The following is a 25,250-nucleotide window of genomic DNA, read 5'->3' as shown; positions in this document are numbered from 1 at the left end:
AGATATGGAGACGAAACAATATAATCTCACTATCTCTGATCACGATTTTAAGGTTAAAGGATATTGGCTTGATCAAGTCGATGACTTTGGTCAAGACGTTGATTATCCGATAGTGATTATTTGCCCAGGTGGTGGTTTTACCTTCCATTCACAAAGGGAAGAAGAACCAATAGCTTTAAGATTTAATTCGTGCATGCATGCGGTAGTTTTGGAATATCAATTAATTGGTAATGAACCAGTTTATCCAAGAGCCTTAGAAGAAATGTCTAAGACCATTGACTGGATTACTGAGCAAGCAGAAGCACGTCACACCGATAAAGACAAAATAATTCTAGCTGGATTTTCAGCAGGAGGAAATGTTGTGGCAGCTTATAACGGCGTTGCAACAAATTCTAAATTGCGTCAAAAGTATCACTTGGACCAGTATCAAGGACAACATGCAGCCGTTATTTTAGGTTACCCAGTCATTGATATGACGGTAAAGGGTAGTTTTCCCAATGATGATAAGGTACTCAATCAAATCACAGCAGATAAAAGTTTGTGGAAAGCTCAGGAACTAGTGAATTCACAATCCAAGCCGGCGTTTGTTTGGCAGACGCAGACTGATGAATTGGTAAAAGTTGTCAATACAATCAAGTATGTCGATCGATTGAATGAATTGAATATTCCTGTTGAATATCATCTTTTTGGTTCCGGAATTCATGGGTTGGCCTTTGGGACGTACGTGACTCAAAAACCAGGTAAAAAGAAATACTTGAACTCTTGGACAGCTAAATGGATTGAATTAGCCTTTAACTGGCTCCAGATGATGAAATTCCTAGGTTAAATATAAGTTAATATCATAACTGATACCAAGTAGTGTCGGTTATGATATTTTTTTAAAGTTTTTTTGACAATTTTTAAGAAAGAGCTTACATTAATAACCGTTAAGAAAATAATTAGACATGTAACTGGTAAAGCAGGCAGGATCTAAAAGAATCAGAGTAAAATCTGAATTTTTTAGGTGCTGTCTTTTTTCGTGTCTGAGAGGAGTGAACGTAATGGCTATACAAGATAGTGCGAGTCAAATCGTTAAATATGTTGGTGGAAAAGATAATATCAATACTTTGATCCACTGTTCCACAAGATTGAGATTTACCTTGAACGATTTTGATAAGGCAGATTTAGATAAAATTAAAAGTGTCCAAGGCGTGTTGGGAGCGGTTATCGCTGGTGGTCAATGTCAGGTTATCATTGGTAACGATGTTGTAGAGATGTTTGATGCTGTTCAAGATGTATTGGGAAAAGGTTTTAAGGGTAATGCTTCAGCAAACAAATCTAAACAGTCAATTGGACATGTTGTATTAGATTTCATTATTGGTGTGTTTCAACCATTGGTTCCAGCAATTGCTGGTGGTGGTATTTTAAAATCCCTACTTATGTTGATTTCAATGTTCGGGTGGATTAGCGATAAAAGTCAAACTTACCAAATATTGAATTTAATAGGTGGAGCACCACTTTATTTGTTGCCATTGTTAGTTGCTGTTACAGCGGCTCAAAAATTAAATGTTAATCCCTTAGTTGCTTTATCCATTGTTGGAGTATTGATTTTACCAGATATTACAACGATGTTAACTAAAGGTACAGAGCTATTTGGAATGCACGTTTTGAATGTTACTTATAGTTCACAAGTATTTCCTGCAATTTTAAGTGTTCTTCTATACGCAATTATGGAGAAATTCTTTACTAAGTATTCTCCAAAACCAATTAGAATTTTCTTCGTACCAATGATGGCAATGTTGATTACTGCTCCGATTACACTGCTCTTCTTAGGACCTTTGGGCTATGTTGTTGGTCAATATTTTGTAAATATTATTTTGTTTATTAATACACATCTTGGGTGGGTTGCCACAGCTCTATTGGCAGGCGTTCTTCCATTCATGGTTGCTACAGGAATGCATAAGCCAATGATTCCATACGTTGTTACGACTTTTAGTTCAGTCGGTAAAGAAGCACTTTATCTACCAGCTTCATTAGCACATAATATTTCTGAGAGCGGTACATGTTTTGCCGTTGCCTTGAGAACAAAAGATTCAACACTTAGATCTACAGCTATTTCGGCTGGTATATCAGCATTATTTGGTATTACAGAACCTGCTTTATATGGTGTTACTCTCCAACACAAACGTGCTTTAACTAGTGTAATTATCGGTAGTGTCGTTGGTGGTGCTTATGTTGGTATTGTTGGCCTAGCTGGATTTACTATTGTTGGACCTGGTCTAGCCAGCTTGCCAATGTTTGTCGATAAAAGTAATCCAATGAATATTGTTAATGCAATTATTGGATTTGGAATTTCCTTTGCAGTTTCATTTGTTGCTGGCTTATTCTTATGGAGGAATGAAGTATCAACTGATGAAAGTAACGAAAACACTAAATCTAACGAAAATGTTTCAGAAGAATTAGATGCTCCGGTTACTGGTAAAGTAGTAGCTTTGTCAGAAGTTCCAGATGACGTATTTTCACAAGGTTTGTTAGGTAAGGGAATTACTGTTGTGCCAAGTGAAGGTAAACTCTATGCTCCCGCAGATGGTACTGTAGAAATGATTTTTGATACTAAACACGCATTAGGCATGAAGACTAATTCGGGTGCTGAAGTATTATTCCATATTGGTTTGGATACAGTTCAATTAAATGGTAAGTACTTTGATGTTAAAGTGGAGAAAGATCAGGAGATTAAAAAAGGCGATTTGCTGGAAACTTTTGATTTGGAGGCTATCAAGAAAGCGGGATTCAACCCAATTACAATGATGATTGTTACTAATCAAAATGACTATTCAGTCAACGCTGAAATTAAAAATCAAACTGAAGATGAAGAGATTCAACCAGTTATGAATATTGCTAAGTTAGGAGTTTAATAATGGGATTACGAAAAGATTTTTTGTGGGGTGGCGCTATTGCCGCTAATCAAGTTGAAGGTGCTTGGAATGTTGATGGGAAAGGCTTATCAGTTGCTGATGTTGCAATGTACAAGCCTAAAGTAGATGTGAAAGATTACAGTAAGCAAGTTGGTGTCACTTCAGAAAGTATTCAAGAGGCTATAAAGACTGACGATACAACATATTATCCTAAACGTCGTGGAATCGATTTTTATCATCGTTATCCTGAGGACATGAAATTATTCGGAGAATTGGGCTTTAAGACATTGAGAATTTCAATTGCTTGGACAAGAATTTTTCCAACTGGTGAGGAAACTGAACCTAATCAAGAAGGTTTAGATTACTACAAAGATGTCTTCAAAGAGATGCATAAGAATAATATTGAACCTTTAGTAACGTTGTCCCACTATGAGATGCCTTTGAATTTGGCTGTTAAATACAATGGTTGGGTCGATCGGCATGTTATTGATATGTTTAGAAGATTTTGTGACGCCTGCTTTAAGGAGTTTAAAGACGATGTTAAATATTGGCTAACTTTTAATGAAATTGACAGTGTCACACGTCATCCATTCACTTCAGCCGGCATTATTCCTGATAAATCAAATAACTTGTTGCAAGATGAATATCAAGCTTTCCATAATCAATTTGTTGCTTCAGCTCTAGTTACTAAAGATTGTCACGAAATTATTTCTGGAAGCCAAGTAGGGTGTATGTTGACTAAATTGACTGATTATCCTAATTCTTCAGATCCACGTGATGTTTTAGCATCATTTAACAAGAATACGATGAATTATTTCCCTGGGGACGTGCAGGTTTTCGGTGAATATCCAGCCTTAGTTTTGAATTTTTTAAAGAAACATCACATTAAAATTGCAATGGAACCAAACGACTTAGAAATTTTGAAAAATAATACAGTTGATTTTGTATCTTTTAGTTATTATATGTCGATGGTTTCATCTTACGATGAGAATAACCTCGAATTAACCGCTGGCAATACAATTGTCGGTGGTAAGAACCCCCATTTGGAAACGACTGATTGGGGTTGGACCGTTGATCCAGTTGGCTTGAGAATTTCACTTCTACAATTGTATGATAGATATCACAAGCCTTTGTTTATTGTTGAAAATGGTATGGGCGCTAAGGATGTTTTAACGGTTGATAAGAAAGTTCATGATCAGTATCGAATTGACTATTTTAAAGCTCATTTCCGTGAGATGATTAAAGCAGTGGATTCTGGAGTTGATTTGATGGGTTACACCAGTTGGGCCCCAATCGATTTAGTCAGCGCCTCGACTTCACAAATGTCGAAACGTTATGGTTTCATTTACGTAGATGAGGATGACTTAGGTAAGGGAACCTTGAACCGTTACAAGAAAGATTCCTTTAGCTGGTATCAACACGTTATTGCTACAAATGGACAAGATTTAGGTTAAAAACAAGGAGGCGGGATATGGATGAAAATTAAGAAAGTTTTGAATTCAAGCGTTGTTTTAGCTGTAAACGATCAGAACCAGGAATTTATTCTCTTAGGCAAGGGCATAGGTTATGGTAAAAAAGCTGGAACAACTCTGGAAAGTAATTCTTACAATCAAGTTTTCGTACCAGTCAGCAATGGCAACGTCGAACAACTTTTGACATCAATTGCTCAATCGTCTCCGAAATTAATTGAGATTGCCCAAAAAATCATTAATTATGCTACTGACAGTTTGAATACAAAATTAAGCGACGCACTCTACGTTTCCTTGCTAGATCATCTAAAATTTGCTTTGGAACGTGAAGAACATGGAATCGTTATAACAAATAAAGTCTATTGGGAAATTAAGACTTATTATTCTAAAGAATTTTCCGTGGGAACATATGCTGTGAAACTGCTGAATCAAGAAATGGGAACTAAGTTCTCAGATCAAGAGGCATCTAATATTGCCGCTCATATCATTAATGCAGAGAATGGTAGTGATGATCGTCGGGATGCATTGAAAGCTAGTCAAATTATTGGTCGAATTGTTAATATTATTAAATATCAATTTCAAGGTGGAATTAACGATTCGGCACCCAATTTTCAGCGTTGCATCGTACATATTAAATTTTTGATAGAACGAATAATAGCTGATAATATGTTTGAAAACGATGATCCAGCGATATTTGCTATCGTTAAAAGTAAGGATGAACAGGCATTTCAAATAGCTCAAAAAGTTTCAGATTACATAAAAATCAAATTTGGTGAACCGTTAACAGATGAAGAATTAATGTTGATGACAATGCAGATTCAGAGAATAGACAAGTAAAAAAGACTACTTCAAATGAAGTAGTCTTTTTGAGCTTTTAAGAAATTGTAGCTGCCAATGCTGCACCAGTTCGAGAGTTTTTGTCGTTTAAGCTAGCTTTAGGATGGCCTTCAAAACAAACTTGACCGCCGAATTTACCAGCATCGGGACCCATGTCGACTAACCAGTCTGCTTGTGAGATTAGTTTTAAATTGTGCTCGATCAAAATTAAAGTATTACCCTTGTCAACTAATCCTTCGAACAAATCAATCAAACGTTGAGTATCTTGTAGATGTAGTCCCGTAGTTGGTTCATCTAAGAAGTAGATTCGCCCAGTGTGGTTCAATTCCATCGCCAACTTAACCCGTTGTACTTCACCACCAGATAAAGTGGTCATTGATTGACTAAGGTTTAAATAGCCAAGCCCAACTTGGTGGAGTAGACTAACTTTCTTGTAGATATCTGGTACATCCTTGAAAAAGTTGAGTGTGTCGTTGATAGAAAGATTGAGAACTTCAGAAATATCTTTGCCATGATAAGTGTATTGCAGTGCCTCTTGGCTGTAGCGTTTACCGTGACACAACTCGCATTCCTGAACGATTGGATCCATGAAGGCCATCTCGGTAATCATTACACCTTTACCTTTACAACGAGGACAGGCTCCCTTACCGTTATAACTAAATAATTGTGTTGAAACGCCGTTATTGGCTTTACTAAAAAGTTTTCGTAGAGGATTTAAAATATTCAAGTAAGTCGCGGGTGTTGAACGAATATTCAAACCTACGGAATCCTGACTCAAATCAATATAGTCTTGATCAGAAACTTGTTGTTTGAAGGCTTGGACTAAAGTACTTTTTCCAGAACCTGCTGGTCCAGATATCACTGTCATTACACCTTGAGGGATTCTGGCAGATACGTCTTTTAAATTATGAGAAGTTACATGATTAACATTTAGCCAAGATTGAGGTTCACGAGGTTTCGGAAAAGTGATTTTTTCTCGCAACATTTTGCCCGTAATCGTATCTGACTGTAATAGTTCGTCGTAGGTACCAGTAAAAGTCACTTGACCACCGTTTTTGCCAGCCTGTGGTCCCATTTCGACGACATAATCTGCCGTCGAAATAATGGCAGGGTTGTGATCAACTAGGATAATTGTATTGCCATGTTCCTTGAGCTTTTTTAAGGATTGGGTAATTAATTTAATATCGTGAGGATGGAGTCCTACACTTGGTTCATCGAGTACATAAACTAAATCAGACAGGGAACTCGTCAAATATTTGGCAATTTTAATTCGTTGAGCTTCTCCACCAGATAAAGTATCAGTTCCACGGCCAAGGGAAAGATAGCCTAAACCGATGTCGACTAAAGCTTGAATTTTACTACGCAGTTCACGTACCATTGTTTTAGCTTTGGAATCCGAGATATTATCCAAAAATTTTAGGACACTTACTAAATCCATATCGCTGACTTCTGCAATATTTTTGCCAGCAATTTTACTAGTTAGAGCCTTTTTGTTCAGACGGGTTCCATGACAGACTGGACAAGGTTTACGAGTAACAATCTTTGATAAAGCAGCTTCATGATGACGACCAGAAGCACTGTGAATAACGGAACGAAGCATACGTGGAACCAGTCCTTCATATAATGCCGTACGTCCCCATTCAGCTGGTGGATTTTTTAACTTTTGTTGCGGAGCGTGCATGAATAAGTCATATTCTTCATCAGTGTAGTCTTTAATTTTTTTATCTAAATCGAATAGGCCACTATTACCATATTCTTTCCAACGCCAAGTTCCAGGTTGAAAGCCGGCAAAAGTCATTGCACCTTCATTGAGTGATTTATTAGGATCAATTAATTGCTTTTCATCTACGTCGTCAACAAAACCTAAACCCTGGCATTTTGGACACATTCCTTGAGGTAAGTTAAAGGAAAACCATTCAGAATAACCAACCCAAGGGTGTCCAATTCGAGAAAACATTAAACGTAAAACAGAATAGATACCAGTATAAGTAGCTAAAGTAGATCGAGAATTGCGACCGATAGGTTTTTGTTCAACCACAATAGCTACTGGTAAATTATCAATTCGGTTCACTTCAGGTTGACCGTATTTAGGCAAATATTGTTGAGTGAAGCTAGGAAAAGTTTCGTTCAATTCTCGTCGAGAAACAGCTGCTAGTGTATCAAAAACTAGAGAAGATTTACCAGACCCAGAAAGACCAGCAAAAACAGTCGTTCTATGCTTAGGAATATCCAAACTAACATTCTTTAAATTATTTTCTTGAGCTCCATGGATAGAGATAGTCCCATCTGCAAATAAATCAGTCATAAAAACCTCCAACAGTAAATTTAATAATTCTATTATATAAAAATAGTCCATAAAATATTCAATAGACGATTTTAACTAAGAAAACTTCAACAAAAAATAATCAGGCATCAATGTATTGGCTGTATACATTAATGCCTGATTGTTTTTTATATATTAATGGATTTGATAGTTGCAGCCGGTATTAATTTACTTAGTAACTTTTTGAATTTTTAGAATAAAGGGGTATTTATTCTTATGGTTGTCTGCAACTATCGGAAGTCATGTTACAACGATGACCTCTTCCTTAGTACATTTATATATTACGATGTGGGATTGGTCCTAGGTCAAGTGTAAATTTGGAAAAATTAATAAGCATCGACCCAATGTGGATTTTGATTTTCATAAGGTAAACGATCAGGATTCAATTCGTTATATAAGTAAATAAAAGCGTTATGCGCTTGGTTTCTAAAACAAAGATCAATAGTAGGCATGTTCATCATATGAGCAATTTCACTGTTGTCACTTCCGACTACGAGACAGTCATCAGGAACTTTTTTGCCATTTTTTCGCAAAGTGGAGATAAATTCCGCAGCTACAAAATCAGCGTAAAACATAACAGAAGAAGGCCGGTTTTTAGTAGCCAACCATTTTTTTGCAGCATCTTCACCAGTCCCAGTTTGAGTATGGTAGAACAGCCGAAAATCTTGATTGCTATCAGGATGAGAAGTATTGAAATCATCAATGGCTCTTATTCGGGCTCGTGTATTAGCATTTCTCAAACTAGATAAGACATGTCCAATATTCTTATGACCATTCTTATAAAGGTGATCGATCACATGATAATAGATAGGATAGTGATCGATAAAGTTAGAATAAATATTAGGACGATTGACTCGATGCCAAGTCGATATGGGACCAAATTTTGCATAGGAGCTAATAGTATCCCATGAATTGATTCTAGTGAGAATGAAAACAGCATCTAAAGCGTGAGTTGTCAGTAATCTAAGAGTTTTTAACTCCTTATCTGCGGTTTGGGTGAAATAAACGTTGACGCTGTAGCCATGTTTTGCAGCAATTTTGGTAAATGAATTAAGAAATTCTCCCACTAAAGGAAAATATTCCTTAGTAAGAAATCCAATCGTATTTGTTCGTTTTTTGCGTAAATTCTTGGCAACTTGATTAGGGATGTAATTCATTTCATGCATTGCATCAAGAATGATTTTGCGTTTAGTTTCACTTACGTAACCGTTGCCACTCACGACTCGAGAGATGGTTGATTTTGATATTCCAGTCTTTTTTGCTAGGTCATAAATAGTAGTCATTAAGTGTCACCTTTCTGTATCTATAAAGATATACTAATCGTTTTCCGGACATTCTGAAGTTAATTTTACCCTGGAAACGTTTACTACGCTAGGTTGGTTGTTTTATTATTTAGCGTTGTTATACTGAATTGTGTTAACCATAAGGAAGGTGAGTATTTATCGTTAGTTGACAGCAGTAATATTTCGGCTATTCGCGAGGGTAGCGTAGCAATGAATTCATAGGAAATCAAAGCGAAGGGAAATATTACTAATGAAGTCTAAAAGGGTTCTCGGATCCATGTTTTTAACCATTGCTTCAATTATTTGGGGAGCAATGTTTGTAGTTGTAAAAATTATTGTGAATGAGGTACATCCAATTCAACTAGTTTGGTTGGAATATCTAATCGCATTAGTATTCTTAATTGGATTTTCAATAATGAAAAAAGAGAAATGGCACATCAATTGGTCTGATTTGAAATTAATCTTTTGGATCGGAATCATTGGAAATACCATTTCGTTAGTTGCTCAAGAAATGGGTACAGGTTTATCAAATGCCCAAACAGGTTCGGTTATCACCTCAACCATTCCGGCATTTATGATTATCTTTGGATGGTTGATTCTCAAAGAAAAATTGGATAAAGTTAAGGTTCTTTCTGTAGTGATTGCTATTCTTGGAGTAGTAATGATTGTCGGTTTGAAGATGTCAGGAACTAATGTTATTTTAGGAGTTTTGCTCCTAGTTCTTGATTCAATCGCTTGGGCCTTGATGTCAGTCTTAGTTAAAAAAGTTAAAACTTACAGTTCTTTACAAATTACTATTATGTCAACCGTAGTAGCAGTCGTTGCTCTGACACCATTTATTTTGAGTGATATGTCATCACTTACAAGTATTAACTTTGCTGACCCAACAATTATTCTTAGTTTACTTTACATCGGTGCGGTTTCAACAGCTGTAGCCTATGTAATGTGGAATCGTGGCCTCCAAATCGTCAGTGCCGGTTCATCTGGTTTGTTCTACTTGATTCAACCAATTGTGGGTTCATTTTTAGGTTGGTTGTTGCTCGGTGAACAGATTTCAGTTGGCTTTATCATTGGTTCAGCCATGATTTTAGCTAGTGTTTGGATCTCAGTTAAATTTGATGGATCGTCATCGAATGAGACTCGTTTAGAGAGAACACGACCTGCAAAAATGAACGCAAAATTAAAATTGAATAATAATTAATAAGGTAAATCCAGAATGGATTTGCCTTTTTTAGTGATATAATGTTTGAATTGCAAAAAAGAAGGTGTAAAAATGATTTATTCACCATTAAATGAATGTGATGTTCCAGCTATCCGTTAATCAACGGAAGGAAATATTATGAATTCAAAAAAGATTTTAGGATCAATTTTACTTAGTTTATCTGCCTGTATCTGGGGTGGAATGTTTGTTGTGGTAAAGGATGTAGTTAGTGTTGTTCATCCATTACAATTAGTTTGGTTGAGGTATTTAGTAGCAATAATATTTTTAATATTATTTTCTATTTTAAAAAGAGAAAAATGGAGCATTCATAAAAAAGACATAGGATTAATCATTGCAATAGGATTGATTGGAAATGCTATCTCAATAGTTTCCCAAGAAACTTTTACTTGGTTATCCAGTGCTCAAACCGGAGCAGTAATTACTTCAGCGACTCCATCGTTTATGGTGATTTTTGCTTGGCTGATTTTTAAGGAAAAAATAACTCGTGTTAAAGTTGTATCTTTAGTGATGGCGACAATCGGTGTAGTCATGATTGTTGGAATTCATTTGGAAGGTAATAATATTTTACTGGGAGTATTATCATTAATTATTGCAGCCTTAACATGGGCCTTAATGTCAGTCCTGATACAAAAAGTTAATCATTACAGCTCACTGCAGATTACAATCATGTCAACAGTTGTCGCAATTATTTGCCTGACACCAGTAATATTTACGAATACTGCAAGTTTAGTAAATATTGATTTCTTAGAACCTAAAATAATTCTCAGTTTGTTGTATTTAGGAGTTATTTCGACAGCATTGGCTTTTGTTATGTGGAATAGAGGACTAACTTTGGTTAATTCAAGTTCCTCAGGATTATTTTTCTTATTGCAACCAATTGTTGGAACTTTGCTAGGTTGGTTATTTTTGAAAGAATCAGTTTCATTTGGATTCTTTCTTGGAACAATACTGATTGTTGGTAGCGTCTGGATTTCAGTTAAATTTGAGAGTAATTAATAATTAGAAGGGTAAATCCAAAATGGATTTGCCTTTTTTTATATTTTCAGTTTCAACAGAGTCTGAAAATGCTATAATTTTTTACAAAAATAAGATTTCAAAAGAATTTATTTAATTATAAATTTCGTTCCGGAGAGACCAATAGCTAAAAGGACTAAGCATTATGAATTCTAACAAAGTATTAGGTTCTATTCTTTTAGGAGTCGCTGCCATCATTTGGGGTGGGACTTTCGTTGCAGTGAAAATGGTAGTGGGACAGATTCATCCACTCCAATTGGTTTGGCTAAGATATTTAGTCGCATTAATCTTTTTAGTCGGTTTCTCATTGATTAAGCGAGAAAAGTGGCATTTGAAAAGGAAAGATTTGAAATGGTTCATCTTGTCAGGTTTGACAGGGTACGCTCTTTCATTAGTGGCCCAAGAAACCGGAACGTGGTTTTCCAGCGCTCAAACAGGAGCCGTGGTAACTTCCTCGACCCCAACCTTTATGGTGATTTTCGCTTGGTTAATTTTAAAGGAAAAATTAGATCGCGTTAAAGTCATTTCTTTGGTGATGGCAACACTTGGGGTAGTGATGATCGTCGGTATCCATTTGACCGGAAAACATATTTTAATTGGCGTTTTATTCTTGGTATTAGCTGCATTAAGTTGGTCATTCATGTCCGTCATGATTAAATTGTTGTCGGACTATTCAGCTTTACAGATAACGATTGTCTCAACCATCGTCGCTATGATTTGTTTAACACCATTTGTGATGGGAGATTTGGCATCATTATCAAACGTTAATTTCTTCAACCCTAAAATCATAGCCTGTTTATTCTATGTTGGAGCGTTATCCACAGCCATGGCTTTTGTCATGTGGAATAAAGGTTTAACAATGGTCAGTCCCAGTGTTTCAGGATTGATTTACTTGTTACAACCAATCGTTGGGACCTTGTTAGGTTGGCTGATTTTAGGAGAAGGTCTAACTTGGGGCTTTGCTGCAGGTACAGCTTTGATTTTGACTAGCGTTTGGGTTTCAATAAGATTTGCAAAATGAGTATTAAAAAATCCTATTCCGTGTGAAATAGGATTTTTTTGACCACTTAAACATGTAATTCCTTCTTTAAAGCAGTTGTTAGTAATTCCGAAAAGTTAATGTTGTTCTCTTTTCCCAACTTGTTGAGATAATTTGGAATGGTCAGAGTTTTTTTGATAGTCTTGAAGTCATTTTTACGACGATATTCATCAATATCGACATCAACTAAGGTAACAACGTCGCTATTTTCTGCACTAGGAAGTGTGTAATTTGAATTTGGCACGTCTAAATTGTTATCTTGTTTATCGATAATATTCAAACCGATGTAATCACGAGCCATTTGAATAGCATCATCAATATCTTTGCCTTGAGTCATGCCTTCAATATCAGGAATGCTGACAAAGTAGGGAACTGTTTGATCACTTGTTTTTGAAATTATAATTGGATATACGATTTTCATTTTTAGTCTCCCTCATCATCCAAATGATGTTTTTTTATTATACTTTTTGCTAATAATTCATTGATTTCTCTATGTCTAGGAATCTGTTCTTTTTCAATACCATTTGTCCAAATGTCATGATTATTACCATGACGATATAAGTACCAACCTTTTTTACTTAAAAGCTTGAGCAATCTTTTTTGATTCATTTCAAATTCCTTCGTCTTTTATAATATACGTATTTAACACGTGTGTAAAATGTTATGACTGTTATTACTATATAAATAAAATTACGTAGGATTTGAGATGGTATAACCAAATTAAACACCAAATAGGAAAAAAGGACGAGTCCATCTGGATTCGTCCTTTTGCTTTTAAAATATTTGATAGTGTAAACGAGCTACGTAAGCCAGATTCCTGTGCTTTGCCTGACTTCACAAACTGTCTGTTACACAGCCAATTCGCAAAGTCCTGCAAATGCTCAGAATCTAAGCAGGCTTACTTCGCTCTCTGATTTAAACGAGCTCCACAGGCCAATTTCTTCCGGTTTGCTACAGTATCAAAATCACACGCAAAATACGCATGTAATTCTAATACTTAGGCAAATCCTCGGAAATTCCCGGGCCTGTTCCGCTCTCTATTCTGATTTATGTATATCGCCTAGAATATCTTCACCGGAAAAATCAAAATCCATGTAAGATTGATTTTTGACGGGCAAATGTTGTTCCAAGGTATCAAATTGTTGGAGTTTTACATTTCCGTTCGCTGTACCAAATGATAATAAGTGGCCACCGAAGTCGTGTTCATCAGATAAGAAGTGATGGTGAAAGCCACCGACAGCCGCTCCATCAAAGATTTCAGGTGAGTAGTAACTCAACAAAGTTCCTGTAACGGTATCTCTGTCAAAAATACTTTGGCTTTCAGCTGTTTTAGCTAAAGTATCATAAGGTTTGTGTGATTTCTTCACGGCACGAGTCTTCACATTTGTAAACTGACCGTGTAACTCAATTGAGAAGAAAGTATTGGCACTTGTTAAGGATAGGATCTTCTCTTCAAGTTCTTTTTGGCTGATACCATCAACACTTGTTAATGGCTGATAACTGCCAAAATGAATGTTAGCAAAGGGAAGAGTGAAATCATCTTTTACGATATTAACACTGCCGTTGCTGTCGACTTGATAAGGTGTGCCGTCTAGAATGACTAATTCACCGTCAAGGCCTTCACCAGTACCGATTCCTGTATCGCCATGACTTAATAATTCCTTCATAGTGATAGTTCCATCAAGTAGTCCGGGGACTAATAAAGCTAATGTTCCGTGTTGATAAAGAGTATTTGTATTTGACATGAAATCCTTCTTTCTATCTTAGTTCAAGACGTCATCAACCAACTTGGATGCTAATTGAATGTTGTCTGAATAGTCAACGGGGATGTGCAAGATAACTGGTCCCTTGGTATCAAAAGCTTTGGCTAGCATTGGTTCGAGATCTTCGGTTCTCTCAACACGCATACCAGTAGCACCAAAACTTTCAGCATATTTAACGAAGTCAACTGGTCCTAATTTAACTCCGGCATCATGGCCATATTTAGCAATCTCTTGGAAACGAACCATATCGTAGTAACCGTCGTCCCAAATCAATTGTACGATATTAAGATGTAAGCGGACAGCTGTTTCTAGCTCTTGGCCAGAGAAGAGGAAGCCACCATCACCAGCAACCGAAACAACTGGCTTTTCAGGACGTTCCAAAGCGGCAGCAATCGCCCAAGGAAGAGCTACACCAAGCGTTTGCATACCATTACTGAATAGTAAGTGACGTGGTTTATAACTTCTAAAGTGACGAGCCATCCAGATATAGAGACTACCAACATCAACTGTAACAGTCGTATCATCGTCGACTTGGTTCTGTAAAGCATGGATAATAGCTAGGGGATGAATCCCGTTCTTATCCGAGTGATTAGTGGGAATAGCATCTTTCTTAGTAAATTTCTCTTGTTGGTCAGCCAGATGTTTGTGCATATCGGAGCCTAAGTCGATACCAGCCGGTAAGTTAGAGCTGATTTCGTTAAGAGTCTTAGCAATATCAGCGTTCACAATCAAGTCAGGTTGATAATCATTAGTGATTTCTGGCTTGATACTGTCGAGATTAATTATTTCCCCCGAACGACCAATATTCCAATTACGGGCTTCATATTCGATTGGATCGTAACCGACTGCGATGATCAAGTCACTTTCCTTGAGGATAGTGTCACCGATTTGGTTACGGAACAAGCCGACACGGCCGTAATAATTTTTTTCCAAATCACGCGATATGACACCAGCACCCTGGAAGGTTTCCACAACTGGAATCGAGAACTTGTGCAAGAATTTGTGGATAGCGTCAGTAACTTCGTTGGTAGAGGAACGCATACCTGCTAAAATTACGGGTAACTTAGCTTTTTCAATCTTCTCGATAATTTTGTTAAGTGTTTCTGAATCAACGCCACCTTGTTCAACTTTGTGTAATGGCTTGATAACAGGACGAGTCACGTCGTCATTCAAGACATCTTGAGGAATGGACATAAAAGTCGCTCCAGCCTTGGGTGAAACGGCATTTTGGTAAGCGTTTGCAAATGATTCCGACAAATTGTTAGCATCCTGTACTTCGACACTATCCTTAGTAGCAGCGGATAGAAGTTCCTTACTAGAGATACTTTGGTGAGTTAAACGGGCAATATCGTTTCGGGGAACTTGACCACCTAAAGCAATTACAGGGTCACCTTCAGAAGTGGCGGTAATTAGACCAGTAGCTAAATTGGAGACACCAGGACCTGATGTAGTAGCCACAATACCGGGCTTACCAGTTAGACGACCAATACCTGCAGCAATGAAAGCCGCGTTCTGTTCGTGACGAGTAATAATTAGTTTAGGAGTTTTTGGATCATCATTATGTTCAAGTGATTCAAAGAGTCGATCAATCTTAGCACCAGGGAGTCCGAAGACGTAATGAACGCCTTGATTAATCATCGATTGGATCAAAGCTTGAGCACCATTAGTTTTTGTCATTGTATCTAACCTCTTTTTTGTGTAGATTTGTTCTATAATTATTTATAGGAAAAAAATAAAACATTTGTGTTGATTTGTCAACACGTAAGTCTTTTCATGGAGTGAAAGTTAATGAAAAACATTGGATACTTAGCACAAGATATTTCTATCTTACACCGTCAATATTACAAGGATACGAGGGAGGAATTCAATCAAATCAACTTGAATCCGACTGCAGCTTGTATTTTGTTGGCTGTAAGTGATTATGAAAACATTAGTCAGAATCAAGTGGCCCGTTCTTTAGTAATTGACAAGGGTTTAGCAACTCGCGAGATCAATAAAATGAATCAATTGAATTATTTAACCAAATCAGATGGAGCTGGTAAAACTAAAGTTCTCAATTTGACTGAAGAGGGTAAGAAAGTTGTAACAAAAGTCCAAAAGATTCGTAGTCAATGGTGGGAAGATCGGTTTGTAAAAGCTGGTATTCAAAAAGATAGTCCGCTAGTTTCTTCCATTGAAGCAGTTGTTTCGACTATTGTTGATCCAATTGAAAGATAAAAAGGAAGCTCATTCATACTGTTGCAGTATGGATTGAGCTTCCTTTTTGATATTGGTGACTAAACTTTCTGGTGCCAGAACCTTTACATTTTGTCCCTGACTCAAAAGCCACATCATAACACCACGTTCGCCAAAAGTATCGGCTTCAATAATGACACTGCCACCATTTTGTGGTTGTTTAGAACTATGATCTGAAAGCAAACTTCCATTGGCATCACAATGTGCCACAACTTTAGCAGTTGGAATGCGGTCGAGTGCAGCTTCAACGATACCCCAGAAATGAAACTTTAAATGAATCAATTTACCGGGATACATGAATTGGATTTTCTGACGAAATTTGCCTTCTTCGAAACGGTCTTTATAGGTTAAATCAATCTTGCCAGTTACGTGATAGTCTTCGATTCGGTCAATTCGATAAAGCAAATTATCCTTATAGTCTGGATTGTAGGAAACTAGATAGAAATAGTATTCTGAGAAAATCAGAGCTTGTGGTAAAACGTCACGAATGACCATTTCCGAATGTTGGCGATGATACTTGATTTCGATAGCCTTTTTCTGGGTAATGTATTTGCTCAAAGTCCAAATTTTATCTAGTAAGTCCTGTTGATGATGCAGAGGAGTGTAATTGAAAATCTCATTTTGGATCAAAGGACGAACTTCATCGCGAATTTGACTATTTGCCAAGTTTAGAAGTCCATCGACTGTATTAGTCAATTCAAGCCGGTTAAGCGCCCGACTAGCCAATAAAATTTTGATCAAAACGAGAATTTCTTGAGTGTTAAGAATGTGTTGATCACTGTGCATGCGATAACCGAAATTGTTTCTTTCGTACTCAATTCTGTAGGGTAGACAGATGTCTTCGAAAGTTAAATTAATCTGACTGAGATCTCGTTGAATGGCACGAGGAGTTACATTATATTCATGAGCTAAATCGTTCTTATTCAAGATTTGATTGTCAAGTAGTTTTATGTAAATAGCGAAGCGACGCTCAGATGTGTTCAAAATATATCCTCTTTCTGTAAAGGTGGACAGAATCCGTCTACCTATTATTATAAAGTAATTTTGAAAATAAAATTATTGTGTTAAGGAAAAATAGGTGATAATTATGGCCGAAAAGGTGGACTATGATATTTTAAATGAATCATATAAGGGGATAGCTGAAGTTATTGGAGTTGAGGCAATGTTAAAAATTCGTGATAACTATTGTGGGATGCAACTACAACTGCCAATGCGACTCTATGATGCTAATAAGTTACGTAAAAAACTCCAAACAATGGACGTGCAATCGAATCAAATTATGATGTTATCACGAAAATATGGCTATTCACCACGTTGGATCAAGGAAGCTAGCAAATAAAAAGAGCGTTTGACAACGCGTGATTTTACAATCATGCCTACTCAAACGCTTTTTTGTGTTTCTTTAACTTTTTCAATGTGAATCATCTTAGTAATGTTCTTGGGGAGAATCTGCTTCAAATTGTTACGTAGGTTCAAGATGACCATTGAGTGATCGTAATCGTTGATATTGAGAATTTTGATGGAGTCGGAAAGTTTTATATCAATGTTACTTAAAATTTTGAATAAATAGGAGTCTTCCGTAAAGTTGACTATTTTGAAAGTCGTCTCGGAAATATTCTGACTAGCCAATAAAGAATCAGCGGAATAAATGGGAATTGCGGAATTAATTGGGATGATATTGCCATGTGGACAAGTCTGTGGATACTCCAAGTGAATATTCAGTCGGTCGATCAATAATAAATCGGGATGATCTGACAAGGTTGTAGCCTTATCGTAAATGTCGCTTAACGGGATATCTAGTTTCTCGTAGAGCCAAGTTTCGATTAAACGATGTTGTTGAATCAAAGGGATGACATCGTTTAAACCTTTCTTAGTTAACTTGCTACCGTAATACTTTGTATATTTAACCAGACCTAACTTTGAAAGATGTTGGGTGCGGTCGGAAATAGAAGCTTTACTGACATTAGCCTTGATGGCTAGATCGATATTGTTAACGTTTTGAAAACTGCCACCGAGTTCGAAAATGAGTCTCAAAAAATTTAGGTCGTTCAAAGTCGTTCACCACTTTTTCTTAATAAGGTTCTTTCAACCTATTTTCTGCGATTCTTAAAAATCATGTCATCTAATAGTAGAGAATTAGTAAAAATTCTTGAATACATACCAACTAAAACTTCGGAAGTTAACCAATTGTTGGTTAAAAACTCCTCGTCATTGACCTCGTTAATTACTTCTTGATGTGTTTCTTTACGCATGATATTCCTCCATTAATAAGAATAAGAGTAATTTATTAGTTTAGACTAATAAAAATAGTTAAACATAAATATAAAGTGTATTGTATGGACATATTGTCAAATAATTATATTCATGAATCACTATAGCTCCGTCGTTAATGCCTTTAATATAACATAATTATTTTATTTGAAATAGTTAAGCTATGTTTAAGAATAATCCTTTATATCACATTAGGTAGCTTAGAAAGCCTTTATAATGGTCAAGTAATCGTTTTCTAAAATTTTTGAAGAAAAATTACTGTTTGTACTTTTTTATTAGGTAGGCTTAAAAAATAGTTTACATAGATTTAAAAAGCGGTAGAATGGTCTTTGGAAAGGCGAGCAAGACTTACTTGTCTGGTAAAAATTAATTGGAGGAAAGAAACCAATGTCAAAGCAGAACAACACATTTGAACGTGTCTTGGTTGGTGTTGATGATTCAGCTGATGCTCAATTAGCATTTAGATATGCCATGCATCGTTGTATCAAAGACAATTCAACTTTGATTATCACTTCCATATTGGAAAGCGGAGATATGAATGTATATCAAGCCTTAACTAGAGATTACGTTCATGGTGAACGTAAAGATTTAGAAGAGCATATGCAAGAGTATCGTAAAGTTGCCTTGGATGCTGGAGTCCAAAAGGTCGAACTTATGATTGGTGAAGGAGATCCTGGCGAGACAATCGTGAAAGATATCATTCCTGCTGCCAAAGCCGATCTATTAGTAATCGGTTCGCTATCTAAGAAGGGGATTAGAAAGTATTTCGGTTCTCAAGCCGCATATATGGCGAAATATTCACCTATTTCAATTATGATTATTCGCTAAAACCAAATTCAAATATAAGGGGAGATTAATATGGCTGAAAAGCGTAAATTAATCCAATATGCCAATGGTCCTTCGCTAGAAGAAATCAATGGTACAGTCGATGTTCCAAAGGACAAAGGCTTTTTCAAAACTCTACTTGCATACTCAGGTCCAGGGGCTTTAGTTGCCGTTGGTTACATGGATCCAGGTAACTGGTCAACATCAATCACCGGTGGTCAAAATTTCCAATACCTATTAATGTCAGTTATTCTCTTGTCTAGTTTAATTGCCATGTTGTTACAATATATGGCTGCTAAACTAGGCATCGTGAGTAAGATGGATCTGGCACAAGCAATTCGTGCTAGAACAAGTAGATCATTAGGAATTGTTTTATGGATTTTAACTGAGTTCGCTATTATGGCGACAGATATTGCCGAAGTTATCGGTGGTGCGATTGCGTTATACCTATTATTCAATATTCCATTAGTAATCGCCGTATTTATCACCGTTGGTGATGTTTTAGTATTGTTATTATTAACTAAGATTGGTTTCAGAAAAATTGAAGCTATCGTTGTATGTTTAATTCTTGTTATTTTATTCGTATTCGTATATCAAGTTGCACTATCAGATCCTAACTGGGGTGCTGCCTTTGCTGGATTAGTTCCAACAGGTAAGACTTTTGCTACACATCCAACAATTGGTGGGCAATCACCATTGCAAGGTGCTCTAGGTATCATTGGTGCTACAGTTATGCCTCATAACTTGTATCTACATTCAGCTATTTCTCAAACAAGAAAAGTTGATCACGCTGATGAAAAATCAGTTGCACAAAACGTACGTTTCTCAGCTTGGGATTCAAATATCCAATTGACAGCTGCATTCTTCGTTAATGCCTTGCTATTGATCATGGGTGTTGCCGTCTTCAAGAGTGGCGCCGTTAAAGATCCATCATTCTTTGGTTTGTACCAAGCTTTATCAGATACATCAACATTAAGTAATGGTGTTTTGATTGCTGTTGCTAAATCAGGTATTCTTTCAACATTATTTGCTGTAGCCTTATTAGCTTCAGGTCAAAATTCAACAATTACAGGTACACTTTCAGGACAAGTTATCATGGAAGGTTTCGTTCACATGAAGATGCCTCTATGGTTACGTCGTTTAGTAACACGTTTGCTATCAGTTATTCCAGTTCTAATCTGTGTTATGTTAACAAGCGGTAAGAGTTCAATTGATGAACACGTGGCTTTGAATGATTTAATGAACAACTCACAAGTCTTCTTAGCCTTCGCTTTACCATTCTCAATGTTGCCATTACTATTAATGACAGATAGTGCTACTGAGATGGGTAAGAAATTTAAGAATGCAATTTGGATCAAAGGATTCGGTTGGTTCTCAGTTCTAGCCCTAACAGGATTAAACCTTTATGGATTGCCAGATCAAATCAAGGCTTTCTATGGAGATGGAATCACAGCAGCACAATCAACACAAGCCGACATTATCGCCTGGGTATTGATCGTAGCCGTAGTAGCCTTACTAGTATGGACATTGGTTGATATGCATAAAGGTAATGAAAGATTGAAGACAGAATTAGCAAGTGAACACGTATCATCAACATACGAACACTTAGCTAAACTATCAAGAGAAGCCGGTTCAGAAGCTGAATTCGATAAAGAAGCAGTCGCAGAAAGATAGAGAGCGAAGCAGGCCTGGGAATTTCCGAGGATTTGCCTAAGAATTGAAATTAGCCGCTGTATTTGCGGATGATTTCAGTTCTGTAGCAAACCGAAAGAAATTGGCCTGCGTAGCTCGTTTCAGAATAGAGAGTGAAACAAGCCGTTTAGATTCTGAGCATTTGCAGGACTTTGCGAATTGGCTGCGTAGCAGACGGTTCGTGAAATCAGGCAAAGCACAGGAATCTGGCTTGTGTAACTCGTTTCCACTATATTGCCAAGAACCATGGTTATTAAAGAAAAAAATCAAAATTATTTCTAAAACAAAACCAAAAAAACTAGAAAAATTCCAATAAGGGAAATTTTCTAGTTTTTTGTTGTTCGAATTAGAAATCAAGTACGATTCAAAACGTACTTAATAATTTCAAATAATCAATGATGAAATAAATCATACTTGATTATGTCTTTAAATCAAAATACCATCACAATGATCAACTTCATGTTGAATAATTTGAGCAATGAAGTCGGAGAACTCTTGTGTATGTTCTTTGAAGTTAACATCCAAATACTTAACTGTAATATTCTTAAAACGTTTAGTAGGACGTTCACCTTCAAGAGAAAGACAACCTTCAGAAGTGTGATAGGGATTCTGCATACTTATAATAGAAGGATTTATCATAGGAATGTTCATTATTCCCATAGAAAAAGCGATGATACGCTTGTTAACGCCAATCATGTTGGCTGCCATACCGACACAGTTTTCGGAATGAGATTGTAGAGTGTCGAGCAAATCTTGAACGACTTGAGAATCATTTTTAGTGGCTAATTCGGATTTTTGACTGAGAAATGCTTGGTCGTGATTTATTGGTTTAATCATAATTAAACTCCTAGAATAGAATGTTCTCATTATAAGCGATGAAAGATAGTAGATTCAAGCGACAAACGGCTATAATGAGGGTAGTTAATCAATTCAGAGGAGCGTGGAACCAATGAATCTATTATTTGCGATTGATGATCGTGTCGTCGATCAACTACTAACAGTCTTATACTCAATCAAACGTAATACCTCCGCAACCAGTTTTTCCGTATACGTGATTCAAGATAAGAAATTAACTCATACCCAAAGGATTATCCAAGTCTGCAAGAGACTCAAGATGACCTATCATCCAATCATCGTTCCCAATACCCATTTCGACAAGGCACCAGTGACCGACCGCTATCCGAAGACAATTTATTATCGCTTGTTGGCCTACGAATATTTGCCCAAGAATCTGAAACGAGTACTCTACCTCGATACCGACGTCTTAGTGATCAATGATTTGAAAAAGTTATATAACATGGACTTCGATGGCTACTGGTACGCAGCTGCTAGCCACATCGCACTGGATGTAACTGATTCATTAAATAAGATCCGTTTAGGTAACTTTGATACCGATGGCTACTACAATTCTGGAGTGATTTTGATGAACTTGCCTGAAGAACGAGAACACGTCAAAGCTGAGGATATTTATGGCTATATCAGAATTAAAAACTTGGCACTGTTCTTACCAGATCAAGATATCTTGAATGGCCTCTATGGACAACATATCAAGAAGATTCCTGATGAAATATACAATTATGACGCCCGAATGAATCCACTCTATTACACCAAGAGTAACGGCGTCTGGGATATTGATTGGGTAATTGAACATACCTCAATCCTACATTTCTGTGGACGAGATAAACCTTGGAAACCAGACTACAAAGAACGTTTCTCCGGATTGTACAAGCATTATGCCCATGTTGCCAAAAGCTTACATTAGTAGGCTTTTTTTATTTTGCCTAAATTTTATATCAAAATGATATCACTTTGATATAAAGGTGCTATAATACAGATATGGCAGATAAGATGATTGCATTAAGACTAGATAAAGATTTGTACGACCGGATTGCGGAAGATGCAGGCCGTGAAAATCGTAGTGTTAACAATTATATTGTCACCAAATTGAGTGAAGCTGTACCTACAAATAACCTCGAACAGCGCCAAATTGTAGGGTCTATCGTTAGAGGGGATAAGATCAACATGGCAAACGACTTGGTCGAGGTTAAAGGTATCTACTATCGCTATGATTTACTGGCAAACGATTCAGTTAACACCCAACATAATTATCAGGTTATTAAAGCAAATGGTAATATCCTGACAATCCAGGAATTAAAATAGAAAAGTAGGCGGGGAATAATGTTTGGATTTAAGGTAGTGCGTCAAAATCATGTTGGATTGGTTGAAACTTTGGGAAGATACAAGCGTGAAGTTAACGCTGGTTTGAGTTTTTACATTCCCATTTTTCAAAAAGTTAGAATAGTGGACCTTGCAATGATACCGTTGTCCTTAAAGGGATATTCCGTTATTACCAAAGATAACGCTGAAGTACAGACAAACGTTACATTAAATTATCATGTTACCGATGCACGTAAATTTGAATATGAAAACAGCAACTCAGTTGAATCAATGGTGCAATTAGTCCGTGGACACTTACGTGATATTATCGGTAAGATTGACTTGAACGAAGCACTAGGTTCAACTTCAAAGATCAACGCAGATTTAGCCGCAGCAATCGGGGATTTGACTAATACCTACGGAATCAAAGTAGACCGTGTAAATATCGATGAATTGAAACCATCAGCTTCCATCACCGAATCAATGGAGAAGCAAATCAGAGCTGATCGTGAGAAGACAGCCGCCATTGCCAAAGCAAATGGTGAAGCCAGAAGTATTGAAATTGAAACAAAAGCTAGAAACGATGCGACCGTCTCAACAGCCAAAGCCGAAGCAGCCGCAACCATAGCTAGAGCCGATGCCAAAGCATACGAAATCAAGAAGTTAAACGACATGTTAGCATCAGCCGACAATAAATACTTCACAGATCAACAAATCCAAGCCTTCGCAGCCTTGGCAGAATCCTCAAGTAATACCGTTGTGATGAGTAAAGAAGATATAGGAAAGTTCTCCGAAATCCCCGTTACCGCACAAGTTATGAATCAGATTAGTAAAAAGTAGAGAGAGCGGAGTGAGGGCGGTTAGCCTCCGAGGATTTGCCTAAGTACTGAAATCGCACGCGGATTTTGCGGGCAATTCCAGTACTGTAGCAAACCGGAAGAGGTTACCCTCATGAAGCTCATTTCAATAGAGAGTGGAGTAAGCCCGCTTAGATTCTGAGCATTTGCAGGACTTTGCGAATTGACTGAGGAGCAGGCAGTTCGTGAAGTCAGGCAAAGCACAGGAATCTGGCTTACGCAGCTCGTTTCCACTATATTGCCAAGAACATTGGTTATCTAAATAAAGAACCCCTCAAGATTGCAAAAAGAATAATCATCATTTATAACATTTTTGCAATCGAAAAGAGACCATAGGAATATGGGTCCCGTGATCTCAATCATGACTCGAAAAGTTTCATTGGTTGGCTAACCCTAGTGGTTAGCTTTTTTTATTATCCAATAGGCCACTGCAAAGAATATGCAAGCGATACCTAGTTGAACAACGGATTCTACGAAAGCAAACACAGCCCAACGCACCTTATCCTTTCACTCATAGTTAACCCTCCATTCTCCAGTAATCGAGAAGGAGTTGTACTACATGTTTTTAAAGCCACTAAAGTCAATAAAGATTACGACTCTAGTTTGAGTATAACTAAGCAAATCAAACTTTTAAATTTGATTTGTGATAATTGAATATAAATATTTTGATAGCGCTCAGTATGAGGGCTATTTTTTTATCTTCAAAAAACAAAGTTCTTGACTATATGTTTATATCGACATATACTATTAATTGTCGATAACGACACAAGGAGACAAACAACTATGACAAAAACATTTAAAACTTTAGAAGATTTTTTAGGAACACATTTTATTTACACGTACGATAACGGTTGGGAATATGAATGGTACGCAAAAAATGACCACACAGTTGACTACCGTATTCACGGTGGTATGGTTGGTGGCCGTTGGGTAACTGATCAAAAAGCTGACATCGTTATGTTAACAGAAGGTATCTATAAGATTTCTTGGACAGAACCAACAGGTACAGACGTAGCCTTGGACTTCATGCCTAATGAAAAGAAATTACATGGAACAATCTTTTTCCCTAAGTGGGTTGAAGAACATCCAGAAATTACTGTGACATATCAAAATGAACATATTGATTTAATGGAAGAATCACGTGAAAAGTACGAAACATATCCAAAATTAGTTGTGCCTGAATTCGCTAATATTACATACATGGGGGATGCTGGTCAAGATAACGAAGATGTTATCAGTGAAGCACCTTATAAAGGGATGCCTGATGATATTAGAAATGGTAAATATTTCGATAAGAATTATAACCGTATTAATAAAGGCTGTTCGTCAAATCAAGTTGATGGCGGTTCAAGTTAACAGTTAGACCATA

At 36.8% G+C, this 25,250-nt stretch carries 26 protein-coding genes; 16 read left to right on the top strand and 10 right to left on the bottom strand.

Features of this window, described 5'->3' with window-relative positions; translation table 11 throughout:
* The first annotated feature begins 4 nt into the window (after positions 1–4).
* The 4 genes from FD33_RS08230 (at position 5) to FD33_RS08215 (ending at position 5,200) form a co-directional block, all read left to right on the top strand.
* A complete protein-coding gene (locus tag FD33_RS08230) occupies positions 5–826 on the top strand; it encodes an alpha/beta hydrolase (RefSeq protein WP_025086361.1) in 822 nt (273 codons plus the stop codon).
* 214 nt (positions 827–1,040) lie between these two features.
* Positions 1,041–2,894 carry a PTS beta-glucoside transporter subunit IIBCA gene (locus tag FD33_RS08225; protein ID WP_056955895.1) on the top strand — a complete coding sequence of 618 codons (1,854 nt, stop codon included), beginning with the start codon at positions 1,041–1,043 and terminating at the stop codon, positions 2,892–2,894.
* A gap of 2 nt (positions 2,895–2,896) precedes the next feature.
* Positions 2,897–4,348, top strand: a complete 1,452-nt coding sequence (locus tag FD33_RS08220) for a glycoside hydrolase family 1 protein (RefSeq protein WP_025085339.1) — start codon at positions 2,897–2,899, stop codon at positions 4,346–4,348.
* A 21-nt stretch (positions 4,349–4,369) separates the two neighbouring features.
* Positions 4,370–5,200: a PRD domain-containing protein gene (locus tag FD33_RS08215; RefSeq protein ID WP_025085340.1), complete on the top strand. Its 831-nt coding sequence runs from the start codon at positions 4,370–4,372 to the stop codon at positions 5,198–5,200.
* 37 nt (positions 5,201–5,237) lie between these two features.
* Here FD33_RS08215 and FD33_RS08210 read toward each other — a convergent pair whose 3' ends face one another.
* Entirely contained in the window at positions 5,238–7,505 is a 2,268-nt protein-coding gene (locus FD33_RS08210; RefSeq protein WP_025085341.1) for an ATP-binding cassette domain-containing protein, read from the bottom strand.
* Positions 7,506–7,849: 344 nt separating this feature from the next.
* Positions 7,850–8,806, bottom strand: a complete 957-nt coding sequence (locus tag FD33_RS08205; protein ID WP_056955894.1) for a LacI family DNA-binding transcriptional regulator — start codon at positions 8,804–8,806, stop codon at positions 7,850–7,852.
* Positions 8,807–9,056: 250 nt separating this feature from the next.
* Between FD33_RS08205 and FD33_RS08200 the strand changes: the two genes are divergently transcribed.
* From FD33_RS08200 to FD33_RS08190, 3 genes are all read left to right on the top strand, one after another.
* Positions 9,057–10,007 carry a DMT family transporter gene (locus FD33_RS08200; protein ID WP_056955893.1) on the top strand — a complete coding sequence of 317 codons (951 nt, stop codon included), beginning with the start codon at positions 9,057–9,059 and terminating at the stop codon, positions 10,005–10,007.
* 138 nt (positions 10,008–10,145) lie between these two features.
* Positions 10,146–11,024 carry a DMT family transporter gene (locus FD33_RS08195; RefSeq protein ID WP_025085343.1) on the top strand — a complete coding sequence of 293 codons (879 nt, stop codon included), beginning with the start codon at positions 10,146–10,148 and terminating at the stop codon, positions 11,022–11,024.
* Between the two features lie 163 nt (positions 11,025–11,187).
* Positions 11,188–12,063, top strand: a complete 876-nt coding sequence (locus FD33_RS08190) for a DMT family transporter (protein WP_056955892.1) — start codon at positions 11,188–11,190, stop codon at positions 12,061–12,063.
* Between the two features lie 46 nt (positions 12,064–12,109).
* On the opposite strand, the gene FD33_RS08185 is transcribed toward FD33_RS08190, so the two are convergent.
* The 4 genes from FD33_RS08185 to alsS form a co-directional block, all read right to left on the bottom strand.
* Positions 12,110–12,502 carry a type II toxin-antitoxin system HicB family antitoxin gene (locus FD33_RS08185; protein WP_025085344.1) on the bottom strand — a complete coding sequence of 131 codons (393 nt, stop codon included), beginning with the start codon at positions 12,500–12,502 and terminating at the stop codon, positions 12,110–12,112.
* 2 nt (positions 12,503–12,504) lie between these two features.
* Positions 12,505–12,690, bottom strand: a complete 186-nt coding sequence (locus FD33_RS08180; protein ID WP_025085345.1) for a type II toxin-antitoxin system HicA family toxin — start codon at positions 12,688–12,690, stop codon at positions 12,505–12,507.
* 428 nt (positions 12,691–13,118) lie between these two features.
* Entirely contained in the window at positions 13,119–13,826 is a 708-nt protein-coding gene (gene budA, locus FD33_RS08175; RefSeq protein WP_056955891.1) for an acetolactate decarboxylase, read from the bottom strand.
* 18 nt (positions 13,827–13,844) lie between these two features.
* Entirely contained in the window at positions 13,845–15,521 is a 1,677-nt protein-coding gene (alsS, locus tag FD33_RS08170) for an acetolactate synthase AlsS (protein WP_025085346.1), read from the bottom strand.
* Between the two features lie 111 nt (positions 15,522–15,632).
* Here alsS and FD33_RS08165 point away from each other — a divergent pair, with 111 nt between their 5' ends.
* Positions 15,633–16,061 (top strand): MarR family winged helix-turn-helix transcriptional regulator, encoded by a 429-nt coding sequence (locus FD33_RS08165; protein WP_025085347.1) that lies wholly within the window; start codon positions 15,633–15,635, stop codon positions 16,059–16,061.
* Between the two features lie 9 nt (positions 16,062–16,070).
* Here FD33_RS08165 and FD33_RS08160 read toward each other — a convergent pair whose 3' ends face one another.
* Positions 16,071–17,063: a helix-turn-helix transcriptional regulator gene (locus FD33_RS08160; RefSeq protein WP_025085348.1), complete on the bottom strand. Its 993-nt coding sequence runs from the start codon at positions 17,061–17,063 to the stop codon at positions 16,071–16,073.
* A 103-nt stretch (positions 17,064–17,166) separates the two neighbouring features.
* Between FD33_RS08160 and FD33_RS08155 the strand changes: the two genes are divergently transcribed.
* Entirely contained in the window at positions 17,167–17,418 is a 252-nt protein-coding gene (locus tag FD33_RS08155) for a Mor transcription activator family protein (RefSeq protein ID WP_025085349.1), read from the top strand.
* Positions 17,419–17,459: 41 nt separating this feature from the next.
* Here FD33_RS08155 and FD33_RS08150 read toward each other — a convergent pair whose 3' ends face one another.
* Both FD33_RS08150 and FD33_RS12680 read right to left on the bottom strand, forming a co-directional pair.
* A complete protein-coding gene (locus tag FD33_RS08150) occupies positions 17,460–18,113 on the bottom strand; it encodes a metal-dependent transcriptional regulator (RefSeq protein ID WP_159102817.1) in 654 nt (217 codons plus the stop codon).
* A 56-nt stretch (positions 18,114–18,169) separates the two neighbouring features.
* Positions 18,170–18,331, bottom strand: coding sequence for a hypothetical protein (locus FD33_RS12680; protein ID WP_156314125.1), 162 nt, complete (start codon positions 18,329–18,331; stop codon positions 18,170–18,172).
* A gap of 406 nt (positions 18,332–18,737) precedes the next feature.
* Here FD33_RS12680 and FD33_RS08145 point away from each other — a divergent pair, with 406 nt between their 5' ends.
* From FD33_RS08145 to FD33_RS08135, 3 genes are read left to right on the top strand one after another with little or no spacing between them, the layout of a single operon-like run.
* Positions 18,738–19,178 (top strand): universal stress protein, encoded by a 441-nt coding sequence (locus tag FD33_RS08145; RefSeq protein WP_025085351.1) that lies wholly within the window; start codon positions 18,738–18,740, stop codon positions 19,176–19,178.
* 30 nt (positions 19,179–19,208) lie between these two features.
* Positions 19,209–20,849: an Nramp family divalent metal transporter gene (locus FD33_RS08140; RefSeq protein ID WP_025085352.1), complete on the top strand. Its 1,641-nt coding sequence runs from the start codon at positions 19,209–19,211 to the stop codon at positions 20,847–20,849.
* Positions 20,850–20,892: 43 nt separating this feature from the next.
* On the top strand, positions 20,893–21,183 hold the full coding sequence (locus tag FD33_RS08135) for a hypothetical protein (protein WP_025085353.1): 291 nt from the start codon (positions 20,893–20,895) through the stop codon (positions 21,181–21,183).
* 110 nt (positions 21,184–21,293) lie between these two features.
* On the opposite strand, the gene FD33_RS08130 is transcribed toward FD33_RS08135, so the two are convergent.
* A complete protein-coding gene (locus FD33_RS08130) occupies positions 21,294–21,704 on the bottom strand; it encodes a peptide deformylase (RefSeq protein ID WP_025085354.1) in 411 nt (136 codons plus the stop codon).
* A gap of 112 nt (positions 21,705–21,816) precedes the next feature.
* Here FD33_RS08130 and FD33_RS08125 point away from each other — a divergent pair, with 112 nt between their 5' ends.
* From FD33_RS08125 to FD33_RS08110, 4 genes are all read left to right on the top strand, one after another.
* Positions 21,817–22,629 carry a glycosyltransferase family 8 protein gene (locus FD33_RS08125; protein WP_025085355.1) on the top strand — a complete coding sequence of 271 codons (813 nt, stop codon included), beginning with the start codon at positions 21,817–21,819 and terminating at the stop codon, positions 22,627–22,629.
* An 86-nt stretch (positions 22,630–22,715) separates the two neighbouring features.
* The gene (locus tag FD33_RS08120) at positions 22,716–23,027 is read left to right on the top strand and encodes a toxin-antitoxin system HicB family antitoxin (protein WP_235700291.1); all 312 of its coding nucleotides are present in this window, start codon (positions 22,716–22,718) and stop codon (positions 23,025–23,027) included.
* Between the two features lie 18 nt (positions 23,028–23,045).
* Complete coding sequence (locus FD33_RS08115) at positions 23,046–23,864, top strand: SPFH domain-containing protein (protein ID WP_025085357.1); 819 nt, start codon at positions 23,046–23,048, stop codon at positions 23,862–23,864.
* 800 nt (positions 23,865–24,664) lie between these two features.
* Positions 24,665–25,237: a phenolic acid decarboxylase gene (locus FD33_RS08110; protein WP_056955890.1), complete on the top strand. Its 573-nt coding sequence runs from the start codon at positions 24,665–24,667 to the stop codon at positions 25,235–25,237.
* Positions 25,238–25,250 lie beyond the last annotated feature (13 nt).

Source organism: Companilactobacillus paralimentarius DSM 13238 = JCM 10415 (assembly GCF_001434985.1).
GTDB lineage: Bacteria > Bacillota > Bacilli > Lactobacillales > Lactobacillaceae > Companilactobacillus > Companilactobacillus paralimentarius.
This window is presented reverse-complemented; position numbering and strand designations above follow the sequence as displayed.

What these genes read in the sequence shown, in the direction of transcription:
- FD33_RS08230 (WP_025086361.1), top strand. Translation starts at nt 5, where the DNA reads ATGGAGACGAAACAATATAATCTCACTATCTCTGATCACGATTTTAAG.
- FD33_RS08225 (WP_056955895.1), top strand. Translation starts at nt 1,041, where the DNA reads ATGGCTATACAAGATAGTGCGAGTCAAATCGTTAAATATGTTGGTGGA.
- FD33_RS08220 (WP_025085339.1), top strand. Translation starts at nt 2,897, where the DNA reads ATGGGATTACGAAAAGATTTTTTGTGGGGTGGCGCTATTGCCGCTAAT.
- FD33_RS08215 (WP_025085340.1), top strand. Translation starts at nt 4,370, where the DNA reads ATGAAAATTAAGAAAGTTTTGAATTCAAGCGTTGTTTTAGCTGTAAAC.
- FD33_RS08210 (WP_025085341.1), bottom strand. Translation starts at nt 7,505, where the DNA reads ATGACTGATTTATTTGCAGATGGGACTATCTCTATCCATGGAGCTCAA.
- FD33_RS08205 (WP_056955894.1), bottom strand. Translation starts at nt 8,806, where the DNA reads ATGACTACTATTTATGACCTAGCAAAAAAGACTGGAATATCAAAATCA.
- FD33_RS08200 (WP_056955893.1), top strand. Translation starts at nt 9,057, where the DNA reads ATGAAGTCTAAAAGGGTTCTCGGATCCATGTTTTTAACCATTGCTTCA.
- FD33_RS08195 (WP_025085343.1), top strand. Translation starts at nt 10,146, where the DNA reads ATGAATTCAAAAAAGATTTTAGGATCAATTTTACTTAGTTTATCTGCC.
- FD33_RS08190 (WP_056955892.1), top strand. Translation starts at nt 11,188, where the DNA reads ATGAATTCTAACAAAGTATTAGGTTCTATTCTTTTAGGAGTCGCTGCC.
- FD33_RS08185 (WP_025085344.1), bottom strand. Translation starts at nt 12,502, where the DNA reads ATGAAAATCGTATATCCAATTATAATTTCAAAAACAAGTGATCAAACA.
- FD33_RS08180 (WP_025085345.1), bottom strand. Translation starts at nt 12,690, where the DNA reads ATGAATCAAAAAAGATTGCTCAAGCTTTTAAGTAAAAAAGGTTGGTAC.
- budA (WP_056955891.1), bottom strand. Translation starts at nt 13,826, where the DNA reads ATGTCAAATACAAATACTCTTTATCAACACGGAACATTAGCTTTATTA.
- alsS (WP_025085346.1), bottom strand. Translation starts at nt 15,521, where the DNA reads ATGACAAAAACTAATGGTGCTCAAGCTTTGATCCAATCGATGATTAAT.
- FD33_RS08165 (WP_025085347.1), top strand. Translation starts at nt 15,633, where the DNA reads ATGAAAAACATTGGATACTTAGCACAAGATATTTCTATCTTACACCGT.
- FD33_RS08155 (WP_025085349.1), top strand. Translation starts at nt 17,167, where the DNA reads ATGGCCGAAAAGGTGGACTATGATATTTTAAATGAATCATATAAGGGG.
- FD33_RS12680 (WP_156314125.1), bottom strand. Translation starts at nt 18,331, where the DNA reads ATGCGTAAAGAAACACATCAAGAAGTAATTAACGAGGTCAATGACGAG.
- FD33_RS08145 (WP_025085351.1), top strand. Translation starts at nt 18,738, where the DNA reads ATGTCAAAGCAGAACAACACATTTGAACGTGTCTTGGTTGGTGTTGAT.
- FD33_RS08140 (WP_025085352.1), top strand. Translation starts at nt 19,209, where the DNA reads ATGGCTGAAAAGCGTAAATTAATCCAATATGCCAATGGTCCTTCGCTA.
- FD33_RS08130 (WP_025085354.1), bottom strand. Translation starts at nt 21,704, where the DNA reads ATGATTAAACCAATAAATCACGACCAAGCATTTCTCAGTCAAAAATCC.
- FD33_RS08125 (WP_025085355.1), top strand. Translation starts at nt 21,817, where the DNA reads ATGAATCTATTATTTGCGATTGATGATCGTGTCGTCGATCAACTACTA.
- FD33_RS08120 (WP_235700291.1), top strand. Translation starts at nt 22,716, where the DNA reads ATGATTGCATTAAGACTAGATAAAGATTTGTACGACCGGATTGCGGAA.
- FD33_RS08115 (WP_025085357.1), top strand. Translation starts at nt 23,046, where the DNA reads ATGTTTGGATTTAAGGTAGTGCGTCAAAATCATGTTGGATTGGTTGAA.
- FD33_RS08110 (WP_056955890.1), top strand. Translation starts at nt 24,665, where the DNA reads ATGACAAAAACATTTAAAACTTTAGAAGATTTTTTAGGAACACATTTT.